Annotated in this window: 22 protein-coding genes; 1 reads left to right on the top strand and 21 read right to left on the bottom strand. The window is 55.6% G+C overall.

What is annotated here, in order from left to right:
• Positions 1-294: 294 nt before the first annotated feature.
• The 18 genes from ACHHV8_RS00970 to ACHHV8_RS00885 form a co-directional block, all read right to left on the bottom strand.
• The gene (locus ACHHV8_RS00970; RefSeq protein ID WP_395155958.1) at positions 295-1185 is read right to left on the bottom strand and encodes a LysR family transcriptional regulator; all 891 of its coding nucleotides are present in this window, start codon (positions 1183-1185) and stop codon (positions 295-297) included.
• A 394-nt stretch (positions 1186-1579) separates the two neighbouring features.
• Positions 1580-1849: a hypothetical protein gene (locus ACHHV8_RS00965; protein WP_395155956.1), complete on the bottom strand. Its 270-nt coding sequence runs from the start codon at positions 1847-1849 to the stop codon at positions 1580-1582.
• Positions 1850-1878: 29 nt separating this feature from the next.
• Positions 1879-2103: a hypothetical protein gene (locus ACHHV8_RS00960; protein WP_395155954.1), complete on the bottom strand. Its 225-nt coding sequence runs from the start codon at positions 2101-2103 to the stop codon at positions 1879-1881.
• A gap of 32 nt (positions 2104-2135) precedes the next feature.
• Entirely contained in the window at positions 2136-3215 is a 1080-nt protein-coding gene (locus ACHHV8_RS00955; protein ID WP_395155951.1) for a hypothetical protein, read from the bottom strand.
• Positions 3216-3258: 43 nt separating this feature from the next.
• Positions 3259-3546, bottom strand: a complete 288-nt coding sequence (locus tag ACHHV8_RS00950) for a hypothetical protein (RefSeq protein WP_395155949.1) — start codon at positions 3544-3546, stop codon at positions 3259-3261.
• A gap of 49 nt (positions 3547-3595) precedes the next feature.
• Positions 3596-4177: a hypothetical protein gene (locus ACHHV8_RS00945; RefSeq protein WP_395155947.1), complete on the bottom strand. Its 582-nt coding sequence runs from the start codon at positions 4175-4177 to the stop codon at positions 3596-3598.
• Between the two features lie 89 nt (positions 4178-4266).
• Positions 4267-5136: a cell division protein FtsX gene (locus ACHHV8_RS00940; protein WP_395155945.1), complete on the bottom strand. Its 870-nt coding sequence runs from the start codon at positions 5134-5136 to the stop codon at positions 4267-4269.
• Positions 5133-5780: a cell division ATP-binding protein FtsE gene (locus tag ACHHV8_RS00935; RefSeq protein ID WP_395155943.1), complete on the bottom strand. Its 648-nt coding sequence runs from the start codon at positions 5778-5780 to the stop codon at positions 5133-5135. The genes ACHHV8_RS00940 and ACHHV8_RS00935 overlap by 4 nt, the downstream gene beginning before the upstream one ends.
• Positions 5780-6385 carry a type 1 glutamine amidotransferase family protein gene (locus ACHHV8_RS00930; RefSeq protein WP_395155941.1) on the bottom strand — a complete coding sequence of 202 codons (606 nt, stop codon included), beginning with the start codon at positions 6383-6385 and terminating at the stop codon, positions 5780-5782. The genes ACHHV8_RS00935 and ACHHV8_RS00930 overlap by 1 nt, the downstream gene beginning before the upstream one ends.
• Positions 6382-6651 carry a hypothetical protein gene (locus tag ACHHV8_RS00925; RefSeq protein ID WP_395155939.1) on the bottom strand — a complete coding sequence of 90 codons (270 nt, stop codon included), beginning with the start codon at positions 6649-6651 and terminating at the stop codon, positions 6382-6384. The genes ACHHV8_RS00930 and ACHHV8_RS00925 overlap by 4 nt, the downstream gene beginning before the upstream one ends.
• Positions 6648-7010 carry a hypothetical protein gene (locus ACHHV8_RS00920; RefSeq protein ID WP_395155937.1) on the bottom strand — a complete coding sequence of 121 codons (363 nt, stop codon included), beginning with the start codon at positions 7008-7010 and terminating at the stop codon, positions 6648-6650. The genes ACHHV8_RS00925 and ACHHV8_RS00920 overlap by 4 nt, the downstream gene beginning before the upstream one ends.
• 32 nt (positions 7011-7042) lie before the next feature.
• The gene (locus tag ACHHV8_RS00915) at positions 7043-7867 is read right to left on the bottom strand and encodes an ABC transporter ATP-binding protein (RefSeq protein WP_395155935.1); all 825 of its coding nucleotides are present in this window, start codon (positions 7865-7867) and stop codon (positions 7043-7045) included.
• A complete protein-coding gene (locus ACHHV8_RS00910; RefSeq protein WP_395155933.1) occupies positions 7854-9614 on the bottom strand; it encodes a dipeptide/oligopeptide/nickel ABC transporter permease/ATP-binding protein in 1761 nt (586 codons plus the stop codon). Before ACHHV8_RS00910 ends, ACHHV8_RS00915 begins: the two co-directional genes overlap by 14 nt.
• A complete protein-coding gene (locus tag ACHHV8_RS00905; protein ID WP_395155931.1) occupies positions 9611-10642 on the bottom strand; it encodes an ABC transporter permease in 1032 nt (343 codons plus the stop codon). The genes ACHHV8_RS00910 and ACHHV8_RS00905 overlap by 4 nt, the downstream gene beginning before the upstream one ends.
• A gap of 15 nt (positions 10643-10657) precedes the next feature.
• Positions 10658-12313, bottom strand: a complete 1656-nt coding sequence (locus ACHHV8_RS00900) for an ABC transporter substrate-binding protein (RefSeq protein WP_395155929.1) — start codon at positions 12311-12313, stop codon at positions 10658-10660.
• Positions 12314-12595: 282 nt separating this feature from the next.
• Entirely contained in the window at positions 12596-13486 is an 891-nt protein-coding gene (locus ACHHV8_RS00895) for a LysR family transcriptional regulator (protein ID WP_395155927.1), read from the bottom strand.
• 114 nt (positions 13487-13600) lie between these two features.
• Positions 13601-14059 carry a LysR substrate-binding domain-containing protein gene (locus ACHHV8_RS00890; RefSeq protein ID WP_395155925.1) on the bottom strand — a complete coding sequence of 153 codons (459 nt, stop codon included), beginning with the start codon at positions 14057-14059 and terminating at the stop codon, positions 13601-13603.
• Complete coding sequence (locus ACHHV8_RS00885; protein ID WP_395155923.1) at positions 14005-14487, bottom strand: LysR family transcriptional regulator; 483 nt, start codon at positions 14485-14487, stop codon at positions 14005-14007. The genes ACHHV8_RS00890 and ACHHV8_RS00885 overlap by 55 nt, the downstream gene beginning before the upstream one ends.
• A 137-nt stretch (positions 14488-14624) precedes the next feature.
• Between ACHHV8_RS00885 and ACHHV8_RS00880 the strand changes: the two genes are divergently transcribed.
• A complete protein-coding gene (locus tag ACHHV8_RS00880; protein WP_395155921.1) occupies positions 14625-15878 on the top strand; it encodes an MFS transporter in 1254 nt (417 codons plus the stop codon).
• Between the two features lie 69 nt (positions 15879-15947).
• On the opposite strand, the gene ACHHV8_RS00875 is transcribed toward ACHHV8_RS00880, so the two are convergent.
• The 3 genes from ACHHV8_RS00875 to ACHHV8_RS00865 all read right to left on the bottom strand — a co-directional run bounded on the left by ACHHV8_RS00875 (position 15948) and on the right by ACHHV8_RS00865 (position 18543).
• Positions 15948-16535: a type 2 periplasmic-binding domain-containing protein gene (locus tag ACHHV8_RS00875; RefSeq protein ID WP_395155919.1), complete on the bottom strand. Its 588-nt coding sequence runs from the start codon at positions 16533-16535 to the stop codon at positions 15948-15950.
• Positions 16520-17503: an extracellular solute-binding protein gene (locus ACHHV8_RS00870; RefSeq protein WP_395155917.1), complete on the bottom strand. Its 984-nt coding sequence runs from the start codon at positions 17501-17503 to the stop codon at positions 16520-16522. Before ACHHV8_RS00870 ends, ACHHV8_RS00875 begins: the two co-directional genes overlap by 16 nt.
• A 164-nt stretch (positions 17504-17667) precedes the next feature.
• Positions 17668-18543, bottom strand: coding sequence for a carbohydrate ABC transporter permease (locus ACHHV8_RS00865; RefSeq protein ID WP_395155915.1), 876 nt, complete (start codon positions 18541-18543; stop codon positions 17668-17670).
• Positions 18544-18548 lie beyond the last annotated feature (5 nt).

Below are 18548 nucleotides of genomic sequence, written 5' to 3'. Positions count from 1 at the left end.
GGAAGAACAAAATGAGTTACTTTTGCATCAAATGCAATCAGGTACACACGTTGCTTGGATCAGGAGCCATGTTATTCTCCACCGGATTTCATTACGTTGACGGAAAACGATTGGCTGCAGGTATCTGCGCATCCATTCCGCAAGTAACCCCGCACAATGATACGCAATGAGCAGGCGGCACTCTTTTATTAGAGTGCCTCATACGCGATAAACGGCGTATATGCGAAAAATCCTCTTCCATCAGGCAAGAGGATTCGAACTGTTCATTGCAGACTGTAAAAAGGTCTTGCGGTTCTATCCGCAGAAATATTTTTGCACGATAAGGAAAAACTTCTGCTCCGCCTCGGTCAAATGGACATTTTTCCTCACGACGAAGCCGTTCTTGCGCTTAATCCGGAAGGAGGATACGAGCTTGTAGGTGACCTCGCCTCTCGCTATTTCTCCCGCAACGGCGCTGTAAGGCATAAAGGCAATGCCGCGCTTCGATCGGACGGCCTGCTTCATCGTTTCAAAGCCGTTAAGCGGCTCAAAGCGGGCCTGAATTCCATGCTGCTTGAACTGGCTGATAATATAGTCTTGAAGATACCTGCTTTCCGGCAGCAGCAGCGTCTCATTCTGAAGGTCGCGTGAATGGATCTCTTTTCTCAACGTCAACGGATGATCCACAGGAACAATCAGCGGAAATTCATCCTCAAACAGCACCGACGATACGAAATGGCTGCGGATCGACTCATCCTCCGGATAAATCGGCATGAACGCGAGCCTTGCTTTCCCCTCTTGAAGCGAGCTTTTCAACTCGTCATCCTCGTACGTATGGATCTCCAGCGGCTGCTTCGGATATTTACTCTTGTATTTCTTCAAGATTCCCGGAAAAAATGAGCCCGCAATATAGCTGCTGGCATGAAGAGACAGGAGCTCTTCCTCAAGCGATTGCTTTAAATGATGGCTCGCCGATTCCACGAGCTCGGTAATTTGCTTCGCGTACTTCAGGAAAATTTCCCCCTGCTTGGTTAACTGCACGCTTTTCCCGGTACGGTAAAATAATTTGCATTCAAACTGCTCTTCCAGCTGATGAATATGATTGCTGATAGTCGGCTGCGTACAATAAAGTCTCTTGGCCGTCTCGACAAATGAGCAGCACTCGGCCAACACAAGAAATGTTTCTAGTTTTTCTAAAGTTTTCACAAAAGAGCACCCCGATCTGATGCACTGTACAACCCTTTCATTGATAAAGATTATCATTATCAATAAGGTGTGTCAAGCCTTAAAGTATGTCTCTGTTCCTATAGATCAGGGTCCGATGCTCTAAACAAATACCTTTTGGCAATCCGGTAAAAAAGCAAGCGGAGCAGGCGGATGGTTCCAAAGAAGCCAAAAGCGCGCTCGCCATTATTCCCGGACTTCCCCCCCGAAGGACGGGAATGATAAAATCCGGGAACAACAGCGAGCGGCAAAAGGATTCGCATGCACGGCATCGGTCATTTCATGTACTCATCAGGCTCTCGAACCGCCCGATGCCCCGCACCCCCATCGGTTGCTCCAGGACATACGCTTCGGATAGGCCGCTTGTCTTCAGGCTCTAGGAAATGCGTCTGACTGTAAACAGCTCTTCCTCAGGCAAAGCCAGCGCCAGCTCGGCAAGGGAGCTCTTCAACTGGCGGAATTCCTCTTTATCCGCGTCCGTCATCGTGCCTTCTCTTCCCTTGAGCAGGAAATCATAGAATCGCATCGGAAGAAAATTGTCCTTCAAAGCCACTTCTACGGCTTCGCCGCCTGTCGTCGAAATAACAAACGCATACGACTGCGGACGGTGCGGATCGAATTGGGATTGCGGATAGTTCACATCCACAGTGTAAGCTCCCCGGGTCACCGCACGTGTTACGTATTCGAAGCCGTCCCGGAAGCCCGGTCCCGCATGGCCGGATTGGACGAGAACCTCTTTGCGCTGCGGGATACGGCCCCGAACAGCACCTTGAATGCAGCCTGCTGTGCGCGGAAGCTGACGGCTACCGCCATTAAGGCGAGCTTGCCGTGGTATTTCTCGATATCGACAAACCCGATTTCAATCTGATCCTGATCATCCAACACATGAATAACTGACATTTACATTGCCTCCCATGAAATGAAGATTTAAGTTAAGCTTTCGTTTTACTTGTTTTTCTCTTAGCCATAAAAACCCACCCGGCTATGAAGGCAAGGATCGCCACGACCAGTACGGGAACAACCGGGAAGCCGGGGCCTGCCTCCGCTGCAGAAGCAGCAGCGGAGTTCCCGCTGCCCGCACCTGCAGCATGACCTGCGTGCCCTGCAGCCGCGCTTGTACCTGCTCCTGCTGCGGTCGCCCCTGCTCCTGCATTAGTGCTTGCACCTGCGCTGGTACCCGCTCCTGCGGCTGCCCCCGCACCTGCAGTCGTACCCGTGCCTGTGCTTGCGCCTGCGGTTGCCGGACGGTCAGCAGCCTGTCCCTGCCGACCTCCTGCCGATGCCTGCCCGGCAAAAGTCAACAGCTGCAGCACCGGCTTGCCGTCGGCCGCCTTGAACGTCCACGATGCCTGAATCGTTCTTCCCTTCCAATCGGAAGGCTCGACGGAGGCATGCACAAGCTTGGGATGCTCGCCAAGCGCGTAGGCTTGTCCGTTCACCTGCAGCGTCACTGTCTTAACTGCGGCTCCGTTCGCAGCCTTCGCTTCCTTCACCGTGACGTCCTCCACCACGCCCGCCGGCCCTGCTTCAAACCCGGCCCGGTCGAACAGCGTCCTGCCATCGACGCGAGTCGACAGCTGGCCGTACATCCATACGGCAAACGCCTCTTTGGTTACCTCCCCCTCAGGCTGTTCCGGCTTCGGCGCAAGCCCGCCGAAATAAGCCTGGTTCACATCGTTCAACGCAGCAGCGCCCTCCAGCGTCGATACGATTCCCTGCTGCAGCGCCGCCTGCTGAACAGTCTTCGGTTCCGCGGTCTGGTCCTTCGACGCCTTCAGAAACGTACCGGCCCAGTAAGCCAGCTCCGCGCGGGTCAGCTTGTCCTTCGGCCGGAACAGGGCAGCACCGTGCTCCGACGGGATCACGCCAAGTCCGCTCAAGATGACGATCGCATCGCGCGCTTCGGAATACTGTATATCGTCATACAAGTTCTGCTCATTCGTAATGTGCGCCCAGACGGGCAGGGGCAGCAAAAAGACCAGAATGAGCAGCAGCGGTATGATTTTCTTCATATAACAATCACCTCCTATGCAGCTTCGGTACCGCCTCGTCATCTTAAGAACTGCTCTTTAGCAGCAGCGCACCGTTCGTTTGCTGTAATTCCCAGCGGCCGGATGGGACAGTACGATCCGTCTGCTGATCCTGCTGATCCGAAGCCGATGCGTCAAGCAGCCACTCCGGTACGAGGCGAAAGCCGTTCAGCTCATCCAGCAGTGTCGCAGGCATCAGAAATCCGTTGAAAAAGCCTGCTTCGAATTGAAGACCGAAGCTGGCGAAGCTGCCATCGTCCTGCTTCAACACTTGGCCGATGAGAATGACATGAATGTCCTTTTTCGTATACACGACATACACGTGATCCGAGCGGAAGAAGTACGACAGCGCGCTGTTCCCGTTAAGCCATTGCTCCTCCAGCTTGTACGATTGGGCGCCTGAAGCCTCTGCGTACGGGACTGCCCACTGGCTCAGCCGGCCTTCCGTCAGCGAGCGGGTCCTGCTCCAAACTTTGGATCAGCGGCTTCTCCACCTCGGACATCCAATCGATATCCAAATAATTGGCCAGCTGGTCGATCGCTACATCCGGATTATCCGCCAGAAATTGATACCTCGCCTGCAGATTCTCTTCAATGATCGACAGCAGGCGCTCGTGGCCTTCCAGCGATGCCTTCGTCACCTTAAGCTGGCTGAATTCCGCATACAGCCGGTTCAGCTCCTGCATATACGACTCCAGCTGGCGCTCCGCCAGCCATTGATTGCCCAATACGTCGACCAGCGCTTCGTTTTGCAGCAGCAGAGACATCCAGGTGTCCAGCCCCTGGTCGTAGTACAGCTTCAGCTTGTTAACGGCCGTCTGCCGGTTCGCATCATACTGGCGTTCCAGCTGATCGACACGGGGCGACAGCGCTTCGATCTCTTCCTTCGTCTTCGCCATCTCCTGCTTGAGCTTGTCGGTCGTCTGCTCGTCATGCACGGTCACCAGGTAGTCGGCGAACGCCCCGGTCAGATGAGCATAAGCATACGCCGAGAGCAGCGAGCACAGCAGCAGAACCCATACTGCGGTTCCGTCTAGCCATCTTTCATCAGCTTTCGGGTGGATGCAAAGCTGGCCGCAACCCCGATGACCGTGCCTGCAGCAGCCACAGCGAGCTCAACGCCGTACAGCCCTGTACCCGTCAAATGAAATACCGCGCGGAACTGCCGCTCCAGCGGAAACAGCATGAACCGGTACAGCATATCCAGCGCGGCGGCAGCCGCCAGGCTCCCGAGCAGGCCGATAATCCCGCCCTCGAACAGAAACTGCCCCCGCACATGAGCCGGATTCGCGCCCAGCAGCAGCTTGACTCGGATTTCCTTTTGCCGCTGGTACAACGAAAGGTGCATCGCAAGAAATACCGTCAGGAACGAGACGGCGGCGAAGAACACGAATGCGGCCGTACCGTACCGGTTCAGCTGCCGCGTAAGCTGCAGCACCGTTTCCGCATACCGCTGCGGATAAATGACTTCCATAATGCCGCTCATCCCCCGCAGCTGACCGGCGACGGCTTCCGCTTGAGCGGGGTCGCGCAGCTCCAGCCGGATGGCGTCCGGCAGCCCGCTTTGCTTGAAGCTGTCGAGCAGCTGCTCCTTGCCTTCGAAGAAAGCCGCCAGCTTCTGAAGCATCTCTTCCTTCGTCTCCACCTGGACCGATTTGACGAAGCTTTTGGCTCCCAATATACGGGCCGCCTCCCGAGGGCCCACCCCAGGGCTCACGTACACCTTTATACTGACCTGCGATTCCAGGAAGCTCCGGAGGTCGCTGAGACCGGAGCGGAACAGCAGCAGCGCACCGAGCAGCGTCATAGCAACGGCAATCAGCGCCGCAGCGGCCAATCCAGCGCCCGCATTCCGCAGCAGTCCCTCCCGCGCTTCCCTCATATAATAGCTGAGCATACTCATGACTCCAGGATCCTTCCCTGCTCCATCCGCAGCATCCGGGAGGGACATGCCTCCGTCAGCCGCTCCGAGTGGGTGACGATCAGCATAGTCATACCCTCCTCTTGCTGCAGCGACGTCAGCAGTTGAAGCATCTCCAACGCTGTTTCCGTATCCAAATTGCCCGTAGGCTCATCGGCCAGCAAAAGCCCCGGACGATTCAGCAGCGCACGGGCGATAGCGGTCCGCTGCTGCTCGCCGCCGGACAGCTCGCCGGGGTAAGCCTGCTCCCTGCCGCGAAGGCCGGTCCGCTCCAGCAAGCGGCAGGCTTCCGGCTCAAGCTCCCTCCGGCTGCGCCCGGCGATTTCACCGGCCAGCATTACATTTTCCAATATCGTCTTGCGCTCCAGCAGCTCAAACGATTGAAAGATGACGCCGACCCTGCGTCTGGTCTCATGCTTTGGCAGCTCGCGGATCGATTGGCTGCCAAGCCGGATTTCTCCCGTATAATCGGCAAGCTCCCTGTACAGCAGCTTCAGCAGCGTGCTTTTGCCCGAGCCTGAGCGTCCCTGCAGAAATGCGGTTTCTCCTTGCTCCAAGTGCAGGTTCAAACGGTCGAGCACCGTATGCTCTCCATAACGCTTGGTCAAATCTTGAATCCGGAGCATTACCAGTTCCCTTCGGCCAGCCATGGAAGGAACCCGTCCAAAAACCGCTCCGTCGCCGGCATAAAATACGAGCCGTAATGGAAATCGGGATCCAGTGTGGTCACGATGAGGCTTCCCGCCGTGCTGACCTTGTCAATGTACAGAATAGCCCCCTGTTCCTCGACTTCAATGAGCACCTCCGAGCCTTGAGGAGGGTAAAAGACGCCGTGGTAATGCCAGGTGGCATCCTCGAGCGTAATATATTCGAACAGATTATGCTCCGGCATGGACTGAACGAGTCCGCTTGTTGCATCCTTCTCAAGCCACCACCAAAAATTGGTCGGCCTGAACTCCCAGTTCTGCCCCGGCAGCCATTCGTGCGCCTGCGGACCGAAAGCGACAATCGTGCCGCCGTTCTCGGCAAACTTTCGGATCTTCTCTTTGGATTGTGCGACCAGCCCCTGATGCAGCTGGGAAGGGAACAGCAGCACGTCGAACCCCTCCAGCGAGGCCTCCGCAAACTCGGGCAAATAGATGAGCTCCTGGAAATAACGGTTATATTTCGGCTCGTTATAGGTCCGGTGGTGTTGAACACAGCCTCCGTAAATGACGCCTATTTTTCTCATACCGCTTCCCCCTTTGCCTGAAGCTGCTCATGCTCGTCCCGAATCCACCGGATCAGCTGCGGCCCGATGCGCCGGGACGTGCTCTCCGAGCTCATATAGCCGAACAAGTCGTTGCCGGAATGAACGAAAATCGTCCCTTTCGTGCTGCTGCGGTCGATATAAACGATCGGCTCTCCGTCCGGCAGCGTCAGCAGCACCTCAGCTCCCTCGGGCGCAGGATGATGGCCCCTGGCAAAAAATCCGGCAACTCCTTTATTAAAGGTCATGTCCTCCGGCTTGACGCCTTCAAAGACAGGATGCGGCTGACGACCGATACCACATAATCGTGGTAGCTGCGAATCGTGCGCGGAACGAAGCTCGAAGCGCCGGGCAGCCACGGGCGGAACAGGTGTCCGCTGAACACGAGCACCCTGCCGCTGTCGAGGAATTCCCTGATCAGCTCCTTCTCCTTCCAAAGAAACTCCTGATCAATTAAACCCGGAACGACCATGGCCTTGTACGGCGTCAGATCGAAGCCCGGCAAATCGTAAGCATCTATAATAGTAAAATCATGCTGAAAGCGCGGGTCGTTCACGCGCCCCTCCACAAAATTGCTTCTCGAATTCAACATCAGCAAATCTTTCATAATAAGTTAACGCCGCTCCTCTCCATTTGTAATTAAAACCGGTTCAGCTCCAGCAGCGCCTGAATGAGCCGCTGCGTGAACGGATGCTCCGGCCGGTCGATGACCTGCTCCGTGCTTCCGGACTCGACGATGGAGCCTTGATCCAATACGAGCATCCGATCGCAGAAATGGCGTGTCAAAGCGATGTCGTGCGTAATGAACAAATACGATGTGCCATGGCGCCGGCGCAGCCCGTTCATCAGCTCCAGCAATTCAAGCCGCAGCGAGGGATCGAGCATCGAGGTCGGCTCATCCGCTACGATCAGCCGCGGGCGGCAGATGAACGCTCTTGCCAGCCCGACCCGCTGGCGTTCGCCGCCCGACAGCTCATGCGGGTACCGGCTCATGTATTTATCCGGGGACAGAGATACCTCGGCCAGCGCCTCCCGCACCCGCTCACGCCGCGCCTGCTTATCCTTGCCGTCCACTTTCTGAATGACAAGCGGCTCGGACACCAGCTGCTCGATCGTCATGCGGGGGGATAGCGATTCATAAGGGTCCTGGAAAATCATTTGAAGCGGCATCAGGGCTAGCTTCTTCTGCCTCCCTTTTAAGGCCAGCACGTCGTGGCCCTCGAATCGGATGCTGCCGCCGTCCGGCTGCTCCAATCCCGCCAAAATACGTCCGACGGTGCTTTTTCCCGCGCCGCTTACCCCGACCAAACCGACCGTTTCATTGCTGCGGATATCAAAGCTGATGCCGTTCAGCACCTTTCCCTTGACGGAGCCTGCGCCCGACGGATACGTTTTGTCTACATTTCTTACTTGCAGCAGATCTGTATCCCCTAATTCGGACTGCTGCCGGTCAAATTCGGACATAGCTTCCCCCTCCAGCCTCTGCTTCTGTTAAAGATGATACGGAAGCCGCCTTCTTCGCTCTTAATCCGGGAATCGAATCCATCAGCCGGCGTGTGTAAGGATGGACGGTGGAAGCCGTCAGCGCTTCCGCCGTAACTTCATCCACCATTTCCCCCTGCTTCATAATGAGAATGCGGTCCGCCAGCCTCAAGACGACCGGAAGGTCGTGGGAAATAAAGATCATCGCGAGTCCCAGCCGCTGCTGCAAATCGTCCAAAAGCTTAATGATTTCCGTTTGCACCAGCACGTCCAGTCCCGTGGTCGGCTCATCTGCAATAATAAGGTCGGGCCCGTTGATCAGCGCCATCGCAATGACGACGCGCTGCTTCATGCCTCCGCTCAGCTCATGCGGATAAGCGTCCCCGCATTTCGAGTCGAGCCCGACCTGGCCCAACACCTCACTCACCAGCTGCAGCACCTCCGCCTTACCTATGGAACGGTGCGAGACCATCGCCTCAGCCAATTGCGACCTGATCGTCATGACCGGGTTCAACGCATTCATCGCAGCCTGCGGAATGAGCGCAATCCGGCTGCCGCGAAGCTCGTTCATCTGCACCGGCGAAAGCTGTGCAAGGTTCTTCCCGTCAAAGCAGATGGAGCCTGAGATCTCTGCAGGAGGCTTCAACAGCTGCATGACGGCGGCTGCAATCGTCGTTTTCCCGCTGCCGGATTCTCCGACGATGCCGAGCACCTCGCCCCGCCGAAGCGTAAAGCTTACGGCTTCCACGGCGCGAACGGTACCCGCCGGCTGCGGAAATTGCACGGACAGCCCTTCCACCCGAAGCACCTCAGCCGAAGCTCCATCCGGCTGCCGGACTGCGATGGGGTTCGGCTTCTTCGTTTTGCCGAACCGGCCCGAAGCCAGTTTGGAGAAAGCGCCGGTATAGGCACGCAGGCGCGGGCTCACTCTTTCCTCCAGCCAGTAGCCAATGAAGGAAAAGGCGAGCACAGTGACGACGATGCATAATCCGGGCGGCAGGACCCACCAAAGCCAGGCATCCGTCAAAAACGCGCTTCTCGCGTTGGCATAGAACAGGATGCTGCCCCAGCTTTTCGATAACGGATCGCCGAGTCCGAGAAAGCTCAAGGACGATTCCAGCATAATGGAGGTGTTCACGGCCCGTACGAACTGAGGAATCATCAACGGGACAACGCTTGGAAACACATGCTTCCTCAGCACATACAAGTGACCGGCGCCCATAGACCGCGCTGCCAGCACCGGCCCCCTGCTCCGCAAGGATAAAACCTGCGAGCGGATTTCGCGGGCTTTGCCTGCCCACATCACCAAAGTAATCACCGCTATCTGCGTAAACAGGCTCGGTCCCATATAAACGCCCACAACGATCATGAGCGGGAGGAACGGGAGCGTCATGCTGACATCGACCACTCTCATAATCAGGGCATCGAGCCAGCCCAGCCCATAGCCGGAGATGAGGCCCAGCACCGTGCCGATCAGTGTGGCAATAAATGCGGAGACGATACCGATCGTTAACGAGATGCGCGCTCCTTCCACCAGCTCGGCCATAATATCCTGGCCCATATCGTTGGTGCCAAGCAGATGCTGCCCGCCGGGAGCCTGAAGGGGCAGTCCCGACTGCTCCGTTGGATTGTAAGGTACAAGTGCCGGTCCGGCCACGGCTAATATAATGATCAATCCGAGAAGGACCGCGCCCAGGATACCCATGTTTTTCGACATACTCCGCTTCATACGGCCTCCTTCACCTGCTTTCTCGACCGTGCGCGGGGATCGACCAGAGGATAGGTCAGATCGGCAAGCAGATTGGCTGCGATGACTCCGATCGTAATCATCAGAAATACCCCCTGCATCATGGGATAATCCCTTGCAACGACGCTCTCATAGAGCAGCCGTCCGAGCCCCGGATAGGAGAATACCGTCTCCACGACGACCGCTCCGCTCAGCAGAACGCCGAGACTCATCGTCACGTGGGTATACACGGGAAGCAGCGCATTGCGCAGCGCGTGTCGGTAAATAAGCGTGCGGCGGCTGACCCCTTTGGCTTCCGCCATGTAAATATAGTCCTGTCCGAGCGTATCGAGCATAGAGGAACGCGTCAGCAAAAAGCTCGTCCCTACCGTTACTATCGTAATCGTAGATACCGGAAGGATCAGATGACGAACCATTTCGATGTAGTAGGAGAAATCATCGCTGTGCACGAGCGGCACCGCTCCATACGAAGGGAGCCAGCCCAGACGAACGGCGAAGACGGCAATCAGCAGCATGCCTACCCAGAAGCCGGGGGTAGATTCAAGCGCAAGGACGCCTGCAAGAAGCAGGACGTCCCTTCGTTTCCCACGATTCCAGGCGGCATAGGCTCCGCCAATGATCCCTAGCAGCGGGCTGATCGCGAAGGCCGGCACCACCAGCAGCAGCGTCCACGGAATTCGCTCCCGCAACACCTCCGTCACCGGCTTGCCATACTTGGTCGAGCTGCCCAGCTGCAAGCTGACAGCCCCCTTCATGAAATCCCCGTACTGCTCCCACACGGAGCCTTCGAGCCCCAGCTCCCGGTTCATCCGGTCCCGCTGCTCAGGCGTCAGCGTGTTGACCTCCTGCCCCATGAAATACATGAGCGGATCGCCTGGAGCAAGCCGGGGCAGAGCAAAATTAATCGTAAGCGCAATAAACAGTACCAGCGCGTACTGGATCAATTTGCGGCCGAACCGCCCGGAGAGGAACCGGCTTATGCCTCTTCCTGAGGATGGATTGTTACCCATGGGCGCGCACCGTCCTTATTTCGTTCCCGTTGCCGCTTTTTTAACCTCTGCAGGCAATAAGGAGTACTTATGAACGATTCCATACCCCGGGGATTCCACCCAGCCGTCGTATTTGTCTGCGCGGTAAGCATAATTTTCCTTCGGATAGTACAGAACGATGCTCGTCGGCTGGCGGTTAAACAGCTCCTGCATTTGGAAGGAGATCTGCTTGCGCTTCTCGATGTTCGGCTCGGCCATCCATTTGGCCGTCAGCGCGTCCATCTCCGGATAAGCCAGGCCTTTGGTCCATAAATAGCCGGAACGGTGGGACATGACGAATTGATCCGGATCGGCGACGCCATGCGGTGTGATGTTGCTCAGATACATATCGTATTTGCGGGTTTGGCCCAGCGTCCCGATCGTAGCTGCATCCAGCACCTCAACGTTCGTTTTAATGCCGACATTGGCGAACTGCTGCTTCAGAAGCTCTGCCGAACGAATCCACGTAGGCTCCGTTGCCGTAACTTTCAACGAGAATTCAAGCGGCTTGCCGTCTTCCGATTCCCTCACGCCGTCGCCGTTGCGGTCGATGTATTTCAGCTGCTCCAATAAGGATTTCGCTTTCTCGGCATCAAACGGCGTGCTCAGATTCGGGTTCGTCCACGGAGAGTTCGGATGCGGGTAGCCCTGAAGTCCGGGACGTCCTTGGCCCAGAATCACCGTATCGGTGATGGCTTTGCGGTCGACCGCCAGCGATAAGGCCTGACGCAGCTCCGGCTGGTTCAAAGGCTCCTTCTCATAATTGACGCGAATTTCCACCAAAGACAGCTCCGTCGTATTAGCCACCTTCATATTAGGAAGCTTCTTGAACGAATCGACGAGTTCCGGCGGCACCCCTCTGGAGGCGACATCGATTTCCCCGGAACGCAGCGCATTGAACATGGACGTCGGGTCCTTGATCACCGGCATGAGCAGGCTGTCGACCACGGGCTTGCCTTTAAAATAATCCGCGTTAGCGGCAAATTTGTAATATTGGTCCGGCTTGTATTCGACGAGGCGGTAAGGTCCGGTGCCTACCGGCAGCTCCGTGTATTTACGCGGATTCTCAACCTTTTCCCAAATATGCTTCGGCAGGATCGGCAGATCCGCCATCGTAATGTTCTGCAGAGTCGGGCATGCGTAAGCGCACGTAAACCGCACCGTGTTTGCATCCTCCGCAACAATCTTCTCGATTCGCGGCACCTCGCTGACGTGGTGGGTATACCGGTTCGAAGGGCCGTCGCGGTAATACTCGAATGTGAACTTCACATCCTCTGCCGTGAAGGGCTGTCCGTCATGCCATTTAATGCCCGAACGAAGCTTCACGACCCAGTTCAAATCGTCAATCTGCTGGGCGGATTCCGCCAGCCACGGCTGCGGCTCCTTGACGAAAGGAGACGGCGAGAACAGCTTGTCATAGACCAGCTCCAGCATATTTTCATTGCCTGAGCTCAGGTACAAATTGAGCGGACCTACATCGCTTGGCACCGCAATTTTCAATTCGGGGCCCTGCTGCTCCTTGCTTGCTGCCGCTCCGGCTGCACTGCCGTCTGCTTCCGGCTTCGCGGTTTGGCACCCTGCTGCCAGCACGGAAAGAGCCACAAGCACCGTAGTAACCAGCTTTATCGAGTGACGACGAAAAGATAAAGACATGCTTTTAACCTCCTATGGATCGTTAAAAAGATATTGTCGAATAATGACAAAATAATCATATTCCAAATGATAATGAATATCAATCTCACTAAAATTTCCTTTTTTCGGCATGCGCTTGATACGCTTCGGTGTTAACGCTTACATTTAATTTTCCAATGGTTCAATAGATAAACCTGATGTCGATTTTAGCGGGTCCCGCCCGCTTTTCCGCACAATAACCATAAAAAAACATTCCCTCGCCGAAGCAAGAAAATGTTCGTATGTCTGCAGGCTGAACCCTGCCTATGCACCAAAATATCGTTCGACAACTTGAAAAAATTGAAGCTCGGCATCGGTTAAATGGGTGTTTTTACGTACCACCAAACCATTCTTTCGCTTGATCCGAAACGATGACACCTGCTGGCAGGCAAGCTCTCCCCTCTCGATCTCCCTGGCTGCCGCACTGTAAGGCAGGAAGGCGATGCCCAGCTGCGATTTGATCGCCTGCTTGATGACTTCGAAGTTGCTCATCTGCAAAAAACGCGCCTTCACCTCATTATGCTCGAACTCATTCACGATATATTCCTGCAGATAACGGCTGCGCGGAAGGAGCAGCGTCTCGTTGTTCAAGTCTCTCGTGTACACCGCTTTTCGTCCGGTCAGCGGGTGATTCGGCGGCAGGATGAGAGGAAATTCATCCTCGAACAGGATAGTCGATTGGAAATTTTTCTGAATGTACTCGTCTTCCGGGTAGATCGGCATAAGAGCAAAGCTCGTTTTGCCATCCTGGAGCGAGCTCTTCAAATCCTCGTAGCAGTAGGTATGAATCTCCATCGCCTGCTTGGGATAAGCGCTCCGGTACCTGCCCAAGATGTCGGGAAAAAAGTACCCTGCAATATAGCTGCTGGCATATAGCGATAATATTTCCTCATTGACGGACTGCTGCAATTTCACTTCAGCTTCCTCGAACAGATGGGTAATCTGCTTGGCATATTGGAGGAACAGCTCTCCCTGCTTCGTCAGCTGAATGCTTTTGCCGTTACGATAGAACAGCTTGCAGTGAAATTGCTCCTCCAGCTGCTGAATATGGTTGCTGATCGTCGGCTGCGAGCAGTACAGTCTCTTAGCCGTCTCTATAAACGAACTGCATTCAGCCAATACTAGAAACGTTTCAATTTTCTCCAATGTTTTCATTCGAGAGCACCCCGATCCGATGCGCACATGGTATTCATTGATAAAGATTATCATTATCATTTATAGGTGTCAAGCCTGCTTTTGCCCGTTCCCGGGCGCTGCCGGAGCTCTTTCTTACGGTTGCTCGCGGAATTGCTCGATAATAAACGAGCGGAACCGCTCCGCAGCCGGCGACAGCCTGCGGTCCTCGACCCACGCCAGTCCGATCTCCCGGCGGCAGCGCGGCCCGGTAATGCGCAGCCGCCGGATCCGGCCGGCGTCGATCCCGGTGAAAGCCGGGATCAGCGCAATGCCGAGACCGGCAGAGACCAGTCCTGCGGCGGTGGCTACGTCGTCGCCCTCGAATTTGATCCGCGGCACGAAGCCCGCCTGGGCGCAAAATTCGTCGGTCAGCGTGCGCATGCCGTAGCCTTTTTTGAAGGAGATGAACGGCTCTCCAGCCGCCTCGCGGAGACTTATGGCCTCCCGATCGGCCAGCCTATGGTCTGCCGGCACATACAGGAACAGCTCCTCCTCGATCAGCCGGTGCCAGACAAGCCCCCGCTGATTCCCGACCGGGCAGCTACGATGCACAGGTTCACCTCGCTGTGCTGCAGCTGCGGCAAAATGACCGTCGTCGGATTCTGGTACAGCAGAAACTCGATCTTCGGGTACATCCGGTTAAACTTGCCGATCAGATCCGGTAAAATATGCAGCCCGAACGTCATCAGAAATGCAAGCGACACCGTTCCCGCATCCGGATCGTGAAACTGGCGTACTTCTTCGATGCCGTCCTGAATCTCCTGCAGCGCCCGCTCCACCCGCTTCAGAAACAGCTTCCCCATCGGGTTCAGCTGAACGGACCTGCCGAGCCGGTCAAACAGATGAACGCCCAGCTCTTCCTCCAGCTTCGTCACCGAACGGCTGAGCGCCGGCTGCGAAATGGCGAGCTGCTCCGCCGCTTTCGTGAAGTGCTCCGTCTTGGCTACGGTGCGGAAATATTCCAGCTGCTGCCACTCCATACTCTCGACCTCCTTAAATCTATTACAGAAAGGTATCATTTCTATAACAATAATAAATTGGACGTTATATGTTTTCAAGGAGTAGACTGAGTACACTTGCGTTACTTATTCGGATTTGGGAAAAGAGGCGTTCCATCATGCAGTATATTCAAATCGGTACCGGGGCCTATAGACGGGCCCTGATCAGCATGCTGCTCGGCAGCCTGGTTACGTTCGCGATTTTGTACAGCCCGCAAACGTTAATCGGTACCTTCGCGAGCGAGTTCCACGTTTCCCCGTCCACGGCCAGCTTTATTATTTCGTTCGCCACTTTCACATTGGCCGTAAGCATGCTGTTCGTCTCCCTTCTCTCGAACGCATGGGGCCGCAGAGGAGTGATGGGCGTATCGCTGTTCGTCACGTCAGTGCTTGCTATCCTCTCTTCATTCAGCACCAGCTTTCATGTGCTCTTGATCGTCCGGCTGCTGGAAGGTATCAGCCTGTCCGGCTTCCCGGCGATTGCGATGACGTATTTGAACGAAGAGATCGAGCCCCGCAGCCTGGGGCGGGTAATCGGCGTTTATGTGGCCGGCACGGCGGTCGGCGGCTTCGCAGGCCGCGTCATCATCAGCCTGATGGCCGATTTGTTCGACTGGCACGCCGCCATGCTGATCCTGGGCCTGTTCAGCCTGCTCTGCAGCGTGTGCTTCTGGCTGTACCTGCCGAAATCCCGCAACTTCAAGCCGGTAAGCATCTCGTTTAGCCATTGGGCCGAAGGGTTCAAAAGCGGCTTTGCCAACAGCAGGCTGCTGAGCTTATATATGATCGGCTTTCTGATGCTGGGCCTGTATGTGACGCTGTTCAACTATATCGGCTATCCGCTGTCCCAGCCTCCTTACGGCTTAAGCCAGGCGGTCATTGGCTGCCTGTTCGTCTTCCAGCTCGTCGGATCGTGGAGCTCGGTCTGGTTCGGCAAGCTGGCCGACCGCTATTCCCGGGCCGCGCTGATCGGCTGGGGGATCGGCTTGTCGCTGGCGGGCGCTTTGCTGACGCTGGCCGGACAGCTCGTCTTTATGATCGCAGGGATGATCTTGTTTGCCTGCGGATTTTTTGCCGGACATACCGTAGCCAGCGGCTGGGTCGGACGCATCGCTCCGCGGGAGCATAAAGCGTACGCTTCCTCCCTGTATCTGCTGTTTTATTATACGGGGTCCAGCGTCGTCGGCTGGTCCAGGAGGCTTCTTCCTGACAGGCTTCGGCTGGGGCGGCGTCATCGGGCTGATCTCCGCGCTGCTGCTGCTCACCGGGCTGCTGACGATCAAGCTGATCCGTTCGTCGGAGCAGCCGGAGACCAAGAAGCGGCAGAGCCTGAATACCGTCTGACCTGCGGAGCCGGGCAGTGCAGGCTTTGATATGGTTTCTCAACAAACTCAGGCCGCCTGAACCCGTCAGGCGGCCTGTCTTTTAAACATATCAGAATGCTATTTCTTGCTTGCAGCGTAAGCGTCGTTCATTTCCTTCATATAAGCTTCGCCTCCGTTTTTCTTCCACAGCTCCATCTCGGCCTTGAAGCCCGCTTCGTCGAGCTTGCCGACGATAAATTTGACCCGCGCGTCTTCAACCTGCTGGTCGAGCTGCGCGCCCTTTTGCGTATAGGTCGCGGATACGAGCGGCTCGCCGGGATTCGGCACGATAATTTTCTCATTCGCCGCCTTCACGTCATTCGCTTTGGCTCGCAGCGGTGTCCCTGCTTTAAAGGCCGTATCCAGCACGTTCGGCACGCCGATGGACAGCTGGTTGAAGCTTTTGATATTCACGTCCGGCGCCTGCGGCATATCCTGTGTCAGGATGGTCACGAGCTTGCCGTCCTCTACCTTATAGTGCACGCCCTCCAGGCCGTAGTTCATCATGATCTGCATATCTTTATCCGAAATCTTATCGAAGAAGTTCAGTACCTTGCGGAGATCCGCTTCGGTTTTCACCGACGATTTGGAGATCAGGAATACGCCGCCATAGCCTGTCGTCGCCGGGGTGAACAAGCCCTTCGGACCGCTCACGGCTCCGAACACGTCCATCTCGCCTGGCAGCTTGCCTGCCTTGATCTTCTCATCGATCTGGTAGGAGCGGTCACTACGTCCACGGCTACCCCGGCCTGGCTGTTAATGATCGGATCGTTCCACTTGGCCGAATCGTATACCGCAAAATCCTGATTGACGAGCTTCTCGTCATACAGCTTTTTGAAAAACTTCAATGCCTCCATATACTCCGGCGTCAGGTGAGCCGGCACCAGCTTGCCGTCCTTATCCACGCCCCACTTGTTCGGAACGCCGAACCAGGTTTGCATAATATCCCACGGTCCCGCATATTTGGTCACGACCATCCCGTAAGTGTCGTCCTTCCCGTTCTTGTCCGGATCCTTCTCCTTGAACGCTTTCAGCATGTTGTAGAAATCGTCGATCGTCTTCGGCTCGCTTAAGCCGACATTCTGCAGCCAATCCTTGCGGTATGAGACAGCATAGCGGCCGAGCGGCCGGGACGTGTATAATCCGTAATATTTGCCGTTAACGGAGATGTTGTTCAGAATCGTTGGGTTCATCTGCTTCAAATTCGGATAGTCCTTCAGATATGGACCGATTTCCCAGAAAGCGCCCCCCTTGATGGCATTGGCAATCGCAGGCAGCTTCGTATTGACGACGAAAATAACGGAAGGCATGGAGCCTGAAGCCAGCGTAATATTCAGCTTGTCGTTATAAGCCGCATCCGGGGTGAACTGCACCTCCAGCTTCGTATTCGTGTACTCTTCGACCTTTTTCCAAACCTTGCTCTCCGGGGTAATCGCATCGTTCTGAAAGCTTTTCATCATGACCGAGAACTTATACGGCTCGCTGGTACCCCCTGCCGCCGGAGCGTTTCCGCTATCCGACGCCTCCGGCTTGGTTCCTCCCGAGCTGCAGCCGGCCAAAGCCGTTGCGAACAAAGCGGCGCTCATCACCGCGGCAGCCTTCTGGGTATGACTCCATTTCCGTTTCCGTTTCATGTGTAATTCCTCCCTTTTTTTATTCGATCGTCAACGATTCGCTTATCTATGATACATTCGTGCCTCTGGGAGACTGGCGAGGGAAGCGGCATGAGGCACAAAAGGCGGTCACCTGACATAGTACGGCTGCCCTACTTAAACCTACCAAACCATTCGGAGCACGTTCACCCTTTGACGGCGCCCATCAGAACCCCTTTGGCAAAATGCTTCTGCAAAAACGGATAAACGAGCAGAATGGGCAGCGTCCCTACCACAATAACGGCCATTTTGATCGATTGATCCGGCGGCTTGACATAAGTCGGGTCCATCGTCGACATGTCCAGCGAGCCGCTGGCCAGCAGAATGAGCTGGCGCAGCAGCACTTGCATCGGCCATTTTTTGGCGTCGTTGATATAGATCAGGGCGTTGAAGAAATCGTTCCAATGGCCGACGGCATAAAACAACGCAAAGGTCGCAATAACCGGCTTGGACAAAGGCAGCACGATGCGCCACAGAACCCCAAGATCGGTACAGCCGTCAATCCGCGCCGATTCGAGCAGCTCCCCCGGAATCTCCTGAAAGAACGACTTGATGACGATCAGATTGAATGCGCTGATAGCGGTCGGCAGCATGACGGACAAGTAGGAATCGATCAGTCCCAAGCTTTTGACGACCAGGAACGTCGGGATGATCCCTCCGCTGAACAGCATCGAGAAAACGACCATGTTCATAAAAAAGTTGCGGCCCACCATCTGTCTGCGCGACAGCGAATACGCCATCGTAAAGGTGAAAAACAGGTTGACGAGCGTGCCCGCCACGGTAATGAATACGGAAACCAGCAGGCTCCTAGGCAGCGCATTGTCCTTAAAAACATATTCGTACGCATTCAATGTAAACGTTTTTGGAATAATAAAGAATGATCGGCTGCTGAGCTCGACCTCCGTGGCGAACGAGCCGGAGATAATATACAGGATCGGCAGCAGCATTCCCAGCGCCACGACGGCGAGGAACACATAGTTCGCGCAGTCGAATATTTTGCCTCCCAGCGTGTTATGTCTCAAGGCGT

Source organism: Paenibacillus sp. TAB_01 (assembly GCF_043945595.1).
In the GTDB taxonomy this organism is placed as follows: Bacteria; Bacillota; Bacilli; order Paenibacillales; family NBRC-103111; genus Paenibacillus_S.
This window is presented reverse-complemented; position numbering and strand designations above follow the sequence as displayed.